The sequence below is a fragment of the Pseudarthrobacter lactosi genome (assembly GCF_055412785.1).
This window is the reverse complement of the sequence record NZ_JBVAYS010000004.1, coordinates 221299-233369: the sequence shown is the minus strand read 5'-3', so window position 1 is coordinate 233369 and position 12071 is coordinate 221299. Positions and strand designations below refer to the sequence as shown.

Annotated in this window: 8 protein-coding genes and 1 pseudogene; 3 read left to right on the top strand and 6 right to left on the bottom strand. The window is 66.4% G+C overall.

Features of this window, described 5'->3' with window-relative positions; all coding sequences use genetic code 11:
* Positions 1–129: 129 nt before the first annotated feature.
* A pseudogene (locus ACZY0Q_RS18220) lies at positions 130–240 on the top strand (YkvA family protein); the annotation flags it as partial.
* A 532-nt stretch (positions 241–772) separates the two neighbouring features.
* On the opposite strand, the gene ACZY0Q_RS18215 reads toward ACZY0Q_RS18220, so the two are convergent.
* The 6 genes from ACZY0Q_RS18215 to ACZY0Q_RS18190 form a co-directional block, all read right to left on the bottom strand.
* Positions 773–2368, bottom strand: coding sequence for an APC family permease (locus tag ACZY0Q_RS18215; protein ID WP_463918904.1), 1596 nt, complete (start codon positions 2366–2368; stop codon positions 773–775).
* Between the two features lie 46 nt (positions 2369–2414).
* Positions 2415–4055 (bottom strand): GMC family oxidoreductase, encoded by a 1641-nt coding sequence (locus ACZY0Q_RS18210; RefSeq protein ID WP_463918902.1) that lies wholly within the window; start codon positions 4053–4055, stop codon positions 2415–2417.
* The gene (locus ACZY0Q_RS18205; RefSeq protein WP_463918900.1) at positions 4056–5573 is read right to left on the bottom strand and encodes an aldehyde dehydrogenase family protein; all 1518 of its coding nucleotides are present in this window, start codon (positions 5571–5573) and stop codon (positions 4056–4058) included.
* 98 nt (positions 5574–5671) lie between these two features.
* Positions 5672–6298, bottom strand: coding sequence for a TetR/AcrR family transcriptional regulator (locus tag ACZY0Q_RS18200; RefSeq protein ID WP_463918898.1), 627 nt, complete (start codon positions 6296–6298; stop codon positions 5672–5674).
* A 116-nt stretch (positions 6299–6414) separates the two neighbouring features.
* On the bottom strand, positions 6415–6855 hold the full coding sequence (locus tag ACZY0Q_RS18195; protein WP_463918896.1) for a GNAT family N-acetyltransferase: 441 nt from the start codon (positions 6853–6855) through the stop codon (positions 6415–6417).
* 26 nt (positions 6856–6881) lie between these two features.
* A complete protein-coding gene (locus tag ACZY0Q_RS18190) occupies positions 6882–7865 on the bottom strand; it encodes an ABC transporter substrate-binding protein (protein ID WP_463918894.1) in 984 nt (327 codons plus the stop codon).
* Positions 7866–8139: 274 nt separating this feature from the next.
* On the opposite strand from ACZY0Q_RS18190, the gene ACZY0Q_RS18185 reads away from it, so the two are divergent.
* Positions 8140–9129, top strand: coding sequence for an LLM class flavin-dependent oxidoreductase (locus tag ACZY0Q_RS18185; RefSeq protein ID WP_463918892.1), 990 nt, complete (start codon positions 8140–8142; stop codon positions 9127–9129).
* A gap of 250 nt (positions 9130–9379) precedes the next feature.
* On the top strand, positions 9380–12019 hold the full coding sequence (locus tag ACZY0Q_RS18180) for a trehalase-like domain-containing protein (protein WP_463918890.1): 2640 nt from the start codon (positions 9380–9382) through the stop codon (positions 12017–12019).
* Positions 12020–12071: the final 52 nt, after the last annotated feature.

Genomic DNA, 12071 nt, shown 5'->3' with positions numbered 1-12071 from the left:
TCCTTGTCTCTTTCGTACACGGCCAGGCCGTTCCTGACCGCAGGTTATCCGGGACGCGCTGATTCCGGTGGTTCTAGGCCTTGGTTGACTGACGGGAGTTCTGCCAGGCGGTCCAGGCTGCGTAGCTGCCGTCGAGTCCTGCTGCTGGTCTACCTTGCCTCGCCCATTGATCTGGTCCCGGACTTTCTTCCGGTCATCGGATACGCCGATGACGTCATCATTGTGGCCCTGGTCCTGCGCTAACCTCCAGCTTCCGCGCCGACTGCAGCGGTTTTCGCTTGCGGCCCGCGCCCGCTTCCGACCTCGGAAAATGCCAGATTTGCCATGTGTGGTTTGCCAGCGGAGTTGGCCAAAAATCCCCCTTGGGGTTCGGCGATAACGACCGGGGCGGGAGGAATTCGATGTCGCGTAGGCTGAGCGCTGCTATCAGGGCGGCGACGACATTCGTACGACGGCGGGATACAGGTCGAGGCTGCCATGGAGACCGCTGCGGATGTCGTCGTGGTCGCGGCCGGTGGGGCCGTGCAGGCGGTGGCTGGCCAGCCCCTTGGCAAGTTTGGCCAACTAGCGTGTCAATTGGCCAACTGTCTTGGCAATCAACACCATGGAACAGGAGTTCTTGCAGCTACTTCCACTCCCGTGCTTTGAACGCCGATAACGGACGTTTCGTCAACCTGAATTCTTAAACAGAAGGGTCGACGGCGGCAACGTGACTGCCGTCGTCGACCCTTCCTGGGAACTGCCAGCTTTCAGCTGAGGGGGAGCGGCAGCCCTAAGTGGCTTTGGAGTCCACCATCTGCTCGTCAGCCGGCGCCAACTGCGAGGCGGAGCCCGACGACGGATGTGCTGCGACGGCCGCCGCGTGCTCGGCCAGCACGCCCGTTTGATGGCGGATCTTCAGGCGGTACAGCAGGGCCCCACCCACGGTGACGGCGGCAACGAACAGCACCCCGCCCCACTGCAGGTACCACTCGAACGGCGGCACCGAGTTGTAGATCTCCGGGCGCGGCCAGATCAGGTTCACCGTCATGGCGCCGCCCCACAGGACCGCGAGGATGTTCACCGGAAGCCCCCATTTGCCCATGCTGAATCCGGCGTCTGAATCATCACCCGGCCACTTTCCCAGGAGCCGGTTGCGCAGCATGGGTGCGGTGACCAGAAGGTAGGACAGGTAAATCAGCACGATGCTGATGCTGGACAGAATCGTGAAAATCGCCGGCTGCATGACATTGATGAGCAGTGGCATGATGGCCAGGACGCCGATGACGATGGCCGCAACAGTCGGGGTTCTGCGGACCGGATCCACTTTGCTGAGGTGCCGGCTGAACGGCAGGTTGTTGTCCCGGGCCATGGCGAACATCATCCGGATGGCGGCCGCGTGGACCGACAGGGTGCAGACCACCACGGCCACCACGATGCACGCGAGGAAGGCCTTGCCGAAGGGTCCGCCCAGGACGGAAAGCACGATGTACTGCAATCCGCCGTCGGCAGAGCCCACTTTGGGATCGGTGAGGTCCGGCGCGGCGAGGATGCCAAAAAGCAGGATCAGGCCACCGAGCAGGAACGAGGCCGTGACGGCCCGCAGGATCGCCTTGGGCGCGGTGCGTTTGGGGTCCTTCGTTTCCTCCCCGAGGGAGCTGGCGGTGTCGAAGCCGTACATAACATAGCCGGAAGCCATGGCACCGATCAGGAAGACGCCGAAGAAGCCCAGGTCATGGCCTTCCCCGTAACCGGCGGTGTCGAAGAAGACCTCAGGCCCGCGCACCACGTGCCAGCCCAGTGCGAGGATCAGCAGGACGGCAGCGATCAGCTCCACGAAAACGCCGACGCTGTTGATCCGGGTCATCAGCTTGACGCCGAACGCGTTGATGAGCGTGGAGATGGAAATCATGATGCTCGCCAGCAGCACGCCGTTGAGGGCGAAGTCGTAGGTGCCCGTTCCGTCACCGATGATCTGGAAGCCGGACCAGAGCTGCGGCAGGGTGAGCTGCAGGGCCAGTGCCACGGACCCCAGCGCCATGATGGAGGACAGCAGCAGCAGCCAGCCCGCCAGCCATGCCGAGGTTCCGGTCGCCAGCCGTTTGGCCCAGTTGTAGACCGATCCCGCAACGGGGTAGCGGCCGGCCAGCTCCGCAAAACACAGCGCCACCATCAGCTGGCCGACGAAGACAATGGGCCAGGACCAGGCATATGCCGGGCCGGCCATGGAAAAACCAAAATAGAACAGTTGAAAAACGCCGGTGAGGATGGAGATGTAGCTGACGCCTGCGGCGAAACTGGCAAACTTGCCGATGCTCCGGTCCAGGGTCTGGGTGTAGCCGAATTCATCCATGCCGCTTGAATCAATACTCTTGCTGGGTTCTATCATTTGGACTCCTCAATCAGAAAAGCACGATAGTGATGTGGCCTGATCCTCAGGCGAAGGATGCGCTGAGCTGTACCTCTTCCGCGCTCACGCTGCCGGACCGGCCGGCGCGGATCAGGTCCGCGCAGCGCTCGCCGATCATCATGACGGTGATGTTGGGGTTGACGGTGACGTGTTCAGGCATGACCGAGGCGTCGGCAACCCGGAGTCCGGTGACGCCCTTGACCCGCAGCTCGGGGTCCAAAGGGGACATCCCGTCGTCGACCGGCCCCATTCGGACGGTGCCTACGGGGTGGTACACCGTGTTGTGCGTCTTGCGGATGTAGTCCCGCAGTTCCTCGTCCGTCTGGGCCTCGACGCCGGGCGAAAGCTCCCGGCCGGTCCATTCGGCCATGGCCGGCTGGCCGGCGATCTCGCGTGCCTTACGGATGCCGGCCACCATGACCCGCATGTCGTGGCCGTCCGGGTCCGTGAAATAGCGCGGATCCACCATGGGCTTGTCGCGGAAGTCGCGGCTGCGCAGCCGGACGGTGCCGCGTGAGCGGGCGTGCGTGACGTTCGGGGTGAGGCTGAAGCCGTTCTCTGTGGTGGGGTAGCCGTACCGCAGGGTGTTCATGTCGAACGGGACGGAGCCGTAGTGCATCATCAGGTCCGGGCGGTCCAGGCCGTCCTCCGTGGGGGTGAAGATGCCGATCTCCCACCACTGTGTTGACGTCTGGACCATCGGCTGCCTGGCTTCGAACTGCACCACGCCCTCGGGGTGGTCCTGCAGGTGCTCGCCCACGCCGGGGGAGTCAACCAGGACCTCGATGCCGTGCTGGGCGAGGTGCGCTGCCGGTCCGATGCCGGAGAGCATCAGCAGCTTGGGCGAGTCGATGGCCCCCGTGGACAGGATGACCTCGCGGTCCGCGGAGAGCCGGTGGGTCCGGCCGAACGCCGAGTCCACCACGTCCACGCCTGTGCAGCGCTTGTCCGCGTCGAACACCAGCTGGCGGGCGCGGAGGCCGGTCAGCAGTGTGAAGTTTTCGCGCTCCATGATGGGGTGGATGTAGGAAACCGAGCTGGAGGACCGGGTGCCGTCTGCCCGGCGGTTGATCTGGAAGAAGTTGGCGCCGTTGACCACCGTGGTTCCGGTGTTGAACTGTGCCCGGGGGATGCCGGTCTGCTCGCAGGCGTCCAGGAGCGCGACGCCGGCAGGATCCACCGGGGGCACGTTCATCAGGTGCACGGGGCCTGAGTCACCATGGTGCGGGGCGTCGGGGCCGGCGTCCTCGTTCGTTTCCAGCCGCTGGTAGAGCGGCCAGGCGGTTTCAGCATTCCAGCCCATGGCGCCGTACTTGGATTCCCACTCGTCCAGATCCTCGCGCGGGGCCCAGAACGCGATGCACGAGTTGTGGCTGGAGCAGCCCCCCATCACTTTGGCGCGGGCGTGGCGCATGAAGGAGTTGCCGTTCTCCTGCGGTTCCACCGGGTAATCCCAGTCGTAGCCGGATTCCAGCAGTTCCATCCAGCGGTCCAGCTGCAGGATCTCTGGCAGGCCGCGGTCATCCGGGCCGGCCTCCACCAGCGCAACGGACACCTCCGGATCCTCGCTCAGCCGCGCGGCCACTGCGGCCCCGGCGGATCCGCCGCCGATGATGATGTAGTCGAATCCGCGCTCGCTGAGGTTCTCGATGTTGTCGACGTGCATCTAGTTCTCCTCGCCGTGGTCAGCGAACCAGCCGGTTACCTGGGGGCTGGTGTTCTGGTAGATGTGCTTGGCTTCCTGGTATTCGCCCAGGCCGGTCGGCCCGAGTTCGCGGCCGACGCCGGACTGGCCGAAGCCGCCCCACTCGGCCTGGGGGAGGTAGGGGTGGTAATCGTTGATCCAGATGGTGCCGTGCCGCAGCCGGGATGCCACGCGCTGGGCTTTTCCGGCGTCCTGGGTCCAGACTGCGCCGGCCAGCCCGTAGATGGTGTCGTTGGCAGTTTCCACGGCCTCGTCCTCGGTCCGGAAGGTCTCGACGGTCACCACCGGGCCGAAGGCTTCGTCCACCACCACGGACATGCCCCTTTGGACGCGGTCCAGGACGGTCGGCTGGTAGTAGAAACCGCCGTCGAACCTTTCTTCCTCAGGCGCCGCGCCGCCGCACCGCAGCCGCGCGCCCTCCGCGATGCCGCGCTGGACGTAGGCGTGGACTTTGTCCCGGTGGGCTGCGGAGATGAGCGGCCCGGTTTCGGCGGCCTCGTCGAACGGGCCGCCCAGGCGGATCCCCTGCGCACGGCGGACCAGCTCGTCCACGAAGCGTTCGGCGATTGATTCCTCCACCACCAGCCGCGCCCCGGCTGAGCAAACCTGCCCGGAGTGGACGAAGGCCCCGTTCAGGGCGTTGTCGACGGCGGCGTCGAAGTCCGCGTCGGCAAACACCAGGTTGGGGTTCTTGCCGCCAAGTTCCAGCGCCACCTTCTTCACGGTGCCGGCTGCGGCTGCGGCGATGCGCTTGCCGGTTTCCAGTCCGCCGGTGAAGGAGACCAGGTCCACGGCGGGGTGTTCGGAGAGCGGTGCCCCCGCCTCCGCGCCGGGTCCCGTCACAAGGTTGGCGACGCCGTCCGGCAGACCGAGGTCCTGCAGCAGCTGCATGGCCAGGATGGCGGTGGACGGGGTGAGCTCGGAAGGCTTAAGTACGAAGGTGCAGCCCGCGGCCAGCGCGGGAGCGATCTTCCACGCGGCCTGGAGCAGGGGGTAGTTCCACGGCGTGATCAGGCCGCAGACGCCCACGGGCTCGTAGGCGATTTTACTGACGACGGCGGGGTCCCCGGCGTCGACCAGGCGGCCCGCCTGCTGCCCGGCCAGCCGTCCGAAATATTCGAAGCAGGCGGCGATGTCGTCCATGTCGATGCGGCTTTCGGCGATCCGCTTCCCGGTGTCCAGTGATTCAGCACGGGCGAACTTTTCCCGGCGTTGGCGCAGTTCGGCGGCGATCTTGAGCAGGAAAGTGCCGCGCTCGGGTGCCGGTACCGAAGCCCAGACACCGGAGTCGAAAGCCGCCCGGGCTGCAGCGATGGCACGCTCGGCATCTTCCCGGCCGGCCTCTGACACTGTGGCTGCCAGCTCGCCGTCGGCGGGGTTGCGGATCTGGCGCACCGCGCCGGAGGCGGCCGGCTCCCACGAACCGTTGATGAAAAGGGTGGATGCTGTCACGTCATGCGACGTTGTGGCGTAAGTCATACCGAGGACAGTAATTGAAGTTGAACGAGTGTTCAATGCTTTCTTGAACACTCGTTCAAATGTGACGTGCGCTACTGCCCCGCTGTGAGGCGTGTGTTTTAGAGCTCCCTGAGTGCTGCGCCCCCGTTGGTACTCCTGCGGCTCGGGGCGAAGGCGATTTCCTCAGTGCGGGCGATGCTGCGCTGGATGGAGGCGTTGTCCACGCCAAGAAGCGACGTCAGCCACATCCCGTTCTGGATAACCACAATGTCGGCTGCCCGTTCCCGGCATTCCTCCCAAGAGAGCTCCGGTTTGGCGTTGGACACGAGTGCGGCAACGCCGTCGAGGTACCGGTCGAAGGCCGCTGCGTTGATCTCGGCATAGCCTTCGTCGGCCTGGGCGAGGGCCCACAGGTGCAGGCGCAGGGACAGGTACCGGGTGGTCAGCAGCTCGGCGCCGGCAACCCGCCGCAGGGCCTGGCGGAGCTGTTCGTCCGGCGTCAACGAGGGGTCCTGGGACACCAGTTGAAGGTCCTGCTCATCCACCCGGTGCAGGGCTGCCCGGATGAGGCTCGTCTTATCGTCGTAGTAGTAGTTCACCAGGCCCAGTGCGACGCCGGCTTCGCGTGCCACGGCACGCATGCTCACGCCTGAGATGCCGTGGCGCGACAGCAGATCGAGCGCCGCTTCGAGAATGCGCGACTGCCTGTCGATCTGTTCGCCGGCGTTCAAGGTATTTGTCCCCATCTGGCCAGACTATTGCCAAACCCGCCGATCGTGCATTTTCCGGAAGAGGCGGACCGCGTCGTCAACCACCTGGTCCCGGAACTCCCAGGCAGCTGGCCGTCTGGGAGCACTCGATGTTAAGGGACCGGTGCCGCCATAAAAACGTCCACAGCGTCCTCCGATTCGACGGCAAAGCCGTGGCGCTCATACAGCCGCCGGGCCGCGCTGCCTTGGAGCACATTCAGGCGGAACGGCCGGTGGTCCCGGGACCCGTCCATGGCCTGCCGGAGCACGGCGCCGCCGAGGCCCTTTCCCTGATGCTCCGGGGCCAGGTAAAAGTGTTCGATCCACTGCTCGTCGGGCTCCGCGCGGACAGCGATCACGCCCGCATTCTGCCCCGCGACGTCGACGACGAAGGTGTGCTCCGGCTGGAACCCGTCGAAGAAGCGCTCGCGGACGCGGACGGGGTCGAAACGGCCCAGCCGCTCAAGGTCCGGACGCATCACCACCGCGCGCAGTTCCGCAATCCACGGGCCGTCGGAAGCCTGGCTGGGACGAAGGGCGAATTCGGTACTCACCGGACCATTAAGCCACAGTGGCGGGCCTACTTCTTGGGCAGGCCAGGCGGGTTCAGTTCGGACTTCTGGATGGCCTCCGATGACAGGCCCCAGCGGTCCAGGATCTGGGCGTAGCTGCCGTCCTTAATGAGAGTGTTGAGGGCAGCCTGGGCGGCTACGGCCAGGCCGTTGCCTTTCTGCGTTGTGAAGGCAATTTCGGCGGTCAGCGGCCAGCCGCCGTTGAGCGTGCCCACTTCCTTGGTCTTGCCGTCCTTCGCAGCCTTGTAGGCCGAGCCGGCGTTCGGCGCGAACGTCAGGTCCGCCCGGCCGGACTGGAGGGCCAGCGTGGAGGCGGAGTCGTCGTCGTAATACTGGAACTCAACCGGCGCGAGCCCCTTGGCCTTGTTCTCTTCGTCCCAGCGCACCAGGATCGCTTCCTGGTTGGTGCCCGAGCCGACGATGATGCGCTTGCCGGCAACATCCTTGGCTTCCTTGATGTCGCCGATGGTGGAATCGGTCTTGGCGTAGAAGCCCAGGAGGTCGTTGCGGTAACTGGCGAAGTCGAACTTCTCCTTGCGGGCCTCGGTGACGGTGACGTTGGAGAGCACGGCCTCGTACTTGCCGGATTCGACGCCCAGCGGCCAGTCGGCCCAGGCCACGGGCAGCACCTCAACCGTCAGCCCCAGGGTCTCGCCTACAGCGTAGGCAATGTCGACCTCGCTGCCGATGAGCGTTTTGTTGTCCGTGGCGAAAAGGCTCAGAGGGGCTGTGCCGCCGGTAGTGACCACGGTCAGTTTGCCGTCCGCTTTGATGGCGTCAGGGACCAGGGCGGCCGCTTTCTCATCCACGGCCACCTTGACGCGGTTCTGCTCCGGGGCCAGGTTGAACGTCTTGCCGGCTGCGCTCGCAGTGGAGCCCGACGACGGTGCTGTCGCCGCCGTCGCGCCCGGGTCCGAGCAGGCGGCCAGCGCCAGCAGGGTGACTGCTGCGAGTGCTGCGCCTGCAGCCTGTCGTGTCTTGATTGTCGCCATCGTTTCCCCTTGGAAGTTGCTGGTTTTCGGAACGGAACGGTGTTCTTGGCAGCAACTATCCGGGAGCGCCGTCGCCGGATCAAAGGCCGCCGAAACGGTGCGATACGAGGGGTAACGGCGGTTAACGCGGCGTCCCCGGCGGTCACAAACTGGGGTCGTGGGACACCCCACCCCAGCCCGCAGAAATAACCCGGGCGCCGCCGTCGTTGTCCACAGTGTGCCCGCCGCGCCCCGGCCGGCACCCTACGCAACGCATTGAAAGGCCGGCACCGACGTGACGCTTCCCCTCTCCATCCTTGATCTGGCAACCATTGGCAAAGGCCAGACGGCGGCGGAGAGTTTCGCGGGCAGTGTGGCCATGGCGCAGCGTGCCGAGGAGCTTGGCTACCGGCGGATCTGGTACGCCGAGCACCACAACATGTCCGCCATTGCGTCGTCGGCCACCAGCGTGCTGATCGCCCACGTTGCCGCCCACACCAACACCATCAGGCTCGGCGCCGGCGGCGTTATGCTGCCCAACCACTCGCCGCTGACCATCGCCGAGCAGTTCGGCACCCTGGAGACGCTGCACCCGGGCCGCATCGACCTTGGCCTGGGCCGCGCCCCCGGGAGTGACCAGAACACCATGCGCGCGCTGCGCCGGGACCCCATGTCCGCGGACACTTTCCCGCAGGATGTCCTGGAGCTGCAGGGCTACCTCACCGGCCCCACCCGGATCCAGGGTGTGGAGGCCACCCCCGGCAAGGGCACCAACGTGCCGCTCTACATCCTGGGTTCGTCGCTGTTCGGCGCCCGCCTCGCCGCCCAGCTGGGCCTGCCGTACGCCTTCGCCTCGCACTTCGCGCCCAACGCCCTGCAGGATGCCGTGGCCGTCTACCGCCGTGAGTTCAAGCCGTCGGCCCAGCTCGACGCACCCCACGTTATCGCCGGCGTCAATGTGATCGCCGCGGATACGGCCGCCGAGGCGCAGGCGGCCTTCCGGGCAACCCTGCGCGCCCGCGTCGGTCTGTTTTTCGGCGGCGGGCGCGAGTTCACCGACGACGAAGCGGACATGGTCCTGGACTCCCCGCAGGGCCAGCACGTTTCGCAGATGATGACGTACTCGGCCATCGGCACCCCGGACGTAGTGAACGACTATCTTGAGGAGTTTGCCAAGCACTCCGACGCTGACGAACTGATCGTCGCGCACCAGAGCACCGGCACCGAGGCCAGGATCCGCTCCGTGGAGCTGCTGGCGGAGGTTGCCGGGTTGGCCCGGGTCTAGGTCCCGCCGGGACAAGACCACAACCAAGCGGGACGGGCTCGCGTCAGGCCCGACGCTGACGCGCCCGCGTCACGCCACGCATCTTTTTGGAAACCACGACGGCGCCCTGCCGCGGAACCGCGCGGTGGGTCCCGCCGTCGGACTTTACACGGTGGCAATAAGTGGGACTTTCGGGGGAAATCGTCCGGGCGGACAATTAACTTGCCCCCTTCGGCCTTCCCGGGCCAGGCTCTGCTCTAGGAGTGCACGCATGGCTACGCCGTTGAACCAGAGCGTGGCGGATTCCGCCCTGCTGACCAGATCGCTGCCGCTGGGCATGCTGCGGACGTTCATCCAGTCGGACCTCGCGGACGAAGGCTTCACGCCCACCCTCCTGGCCGAACTGAAGGTCCTGGCCCGAGTCCCCGGGCTGCTGGTGGCCTGTAACTACGGCGGAACGCTGTGCGCCGCGGAGGGAATCTCCACGGAGACCCTGCCCCTGGGGAGCGCCGCGATTGCGCTCCGAGCCCTGGCCGCCCTGCCCAACACCCATGCCGCGGTCATCTCAGGGCGCTCGCTGCGTGACCTCGCGGCAGTGTCCCGGCTGCCTGCGGAGGTACATCTGATCGGATCGCACGGTTCGGAGTCGGACATGGCCTTCGCCCACGTCCAGGACCTCGCCACCGAAGCCACACTCCACAATGTCAGCACCGCACTGACTGAAGCGGTGGGTTTCCAGGAGGGCATTTGGATCGAACGAAAGCCGGTGGCCGTGTCCGTGCATACCAGGCCGGCCTCGCCGGAGGTGGTGCAGGGGGTGACGGAAACGGCGCGGGAGATCGCCAAGGCACATGGCCTGTTCTTCATCGTGGACGGTTCGGTCCTGGACCTCTCGGTCATGGAACCGGCCAAGGCTGACGCCCTGGAAAACCTCCGGTCCCGGCTGGGCGCCAGTGCTGCGCTGTACGCCGGGGACGCCTACAGCGACGAACTGGCCATCGCCACGCTCCGCGGCCCGGACCTGGGCCTGCGCGTGGGGCCGGGGGAGACCCGTGCTTTGCACAGGCTGCGGGACCCGGAATCCTTCGCCCGCGTCCTGGCCCTCCTGTTCGAGCTGCGGCGGGCCTGGCTTTTCGGCGAGGACGCAGTCGGGCTCGAGAGGCACACGATGATCGGCAACGGATCCTCCACCGCTTTAGTCACACCGGATGCCAAGGTCTGCTGGATGAGCCACCCGCTCCCGGATTCAGGGTCGCTGTTCGCCCACATCCTGGGCGGGGACGCCGCCGGGCACTTCTCCGTGGAGCCGCTCAAATCCTCGCAGGTTCTGGGCCAGCGCTACGTGGACAGCACCATGATCGTGGAGACGCGCTGGGCGGACGTGACCGTCACGGACTACCTGGAGCCGGCCCCGGAAGGGATCACCAGCCTGGTCCGGGTACTCTCCGGCACCGGCGGCGCCAAGATCGTCTTCGCACCCCGGCCGGACTACGCCAATGCCCCGTTCAGCATGGAGACGCGCGGCGATGAGCTGCATGTGGTGGGAACCTCCGATCCCATTTACCTTTTTGCGCCGGGTGTCAGTTTCACCATCGCCTCCGACGGCCTCCACGCCACCGCCACCGCTTCGGTCAACCTCCAGGACGGGCCGGTGGTCCTCAACCTGCGCTGCGGCGACACCGAACCTGCACAGGCTCACCACGGCGGCGAAACCGACCGGCGGGCGGGGGTGGCACTCCACTCCCGCCGCTGGGTGCAGGAACTGGAGCTGCCCTCGGTGAAGCCATCGCTGGTCCGCCGCTCGGCCCTGGTCCTCCGAGCCCTCGTACACGAGCCCACGGGTGCGGTGCTGGCCGCGCCCACCACGTCCCTGCCCGAAGGAATCGGAGGCACCCGGAACTGGGATTACCGCTACTGCTGGCTGCGGGACGGGTCCATGACTGTGAACGCGCTGGTGGACCTGGGATCCACGGCGGAGGCGGCCGGGTTCCTCAGCTGGCTGGGCCGGATCCTTGAGCACGCACCGGGCCCGGAATGGCTGCATCCGCTGTACTCGGTGACGGGGGCGCCGCTGTCCACGGAGGCCGTCATCGACAGCCTGCCCGGGTATGCGGGATCCCGTCCCGTCCGGATCGGCAACGCCGCGGACCACCAGGTCCAGCTGGATGTCTTCGGGCCGGTGGCAGAACTGATCGACAGTGTCAGCTCGCGGAACGGTGCCCTCGAGAATTACCACTGGGACCTTTTGGTGCAGATGGCGGCTGCCGTCCTGGCCCGGTGGCACGAGCCGGACCACGGCATCTGGGAAGCCCGGCGCCCGCCGCGGCACCACGTCTACACCAAGGTGATGTGCTGGGTGACGCTGGACCGCGCACTCCGGACCGCCGCCCGGCACGGCAGGACGCCGGACCCCTCGTGGGAACCCACAGCCCGGACCATCCGGGAGGAAGTCCTCCGCGAAGGCTGGGATGACTCGGCCGCGTCCTACACCGTGGCCTACGACAGCCCCGACCTGGATGCGGCCGTCCTGCATATCGGACTCTCCGGCCTGCTGGATGTCACCGATCAGCGCTTCCTGGACACCGTCACCGCCGTGGAACGGGAACTGCGCGTGGGCCCCACCGTGTTCCGGTACAGGTACGACGACGGCCTGCCGGGTTTGGAGGGCGGCTTCCACATCTGCACCACCTGGCTGATTGAGGCTTACGTTGCGGTGGGCAGGATCGAGGAGGCCTGGGACCTGTTCGACCAGCTGGTGAACCTCTTCGGCCCCACCGGCCTGCTGCCCGAAGAATACGATCCCAGTACCGAGACACACCTGGGGAACCACCCGCAGGCCTACTCGCACCTAGGGTTCATCCGCTGCGCCCGGATCCTGGACCGGCACAAGCCGGAAGCCAAAAGGCCGTAGCCCGGCGCGAACGTACAGTTGAGGCCCTGTTTCTATAGCTTTTTGGGGCCTC

Coding starts and splice junctions, on each gene's coding strand:
- ACZY0Q_RS18200 (WP_463918898.1), bottom strand. CDS start 6,298: ATGGGGACAAATACCTTGAACGCCGGCGAACAGATCGACAGGCAGTCG.
- ACZY0Q_RS18215 (WP_463918904.1), bottom strand. CDS start 2,368: ATGATAGAACCCAGCAAGAGTATTGATTCAAGCGGCATGGATGAATTC.
- ACZY0Q_RS18210 (WP_463918902.1), bottom strand. CDS start 4,055: ATGCACGTCGACAACATCGAGAACCTCAGCGAGCGCGGATTCGACTAC.
- ACZY0Q_RS18180 (WP_463918890.1), top strand. CDS start 9,380: ATGGCTACGCCGTTGAACCAGAGCGTGGCGGATTCCGCCCTGCTGACC.
- ACZY0Q_RS18190 (WP_463918894.1), bottom strand. CDS start 7,865: ATGGCGACAATCAAGACACGACAGGCTGCAGGCGCAGCACTCGCAGCA.
- ACZY0Q_RS18205 (WP_463918900.1), bottom strand. CDS start 5,573: ATGACTTACGCCACAACGTCGCATGACGTGACAGCATCCACCCTTTTC.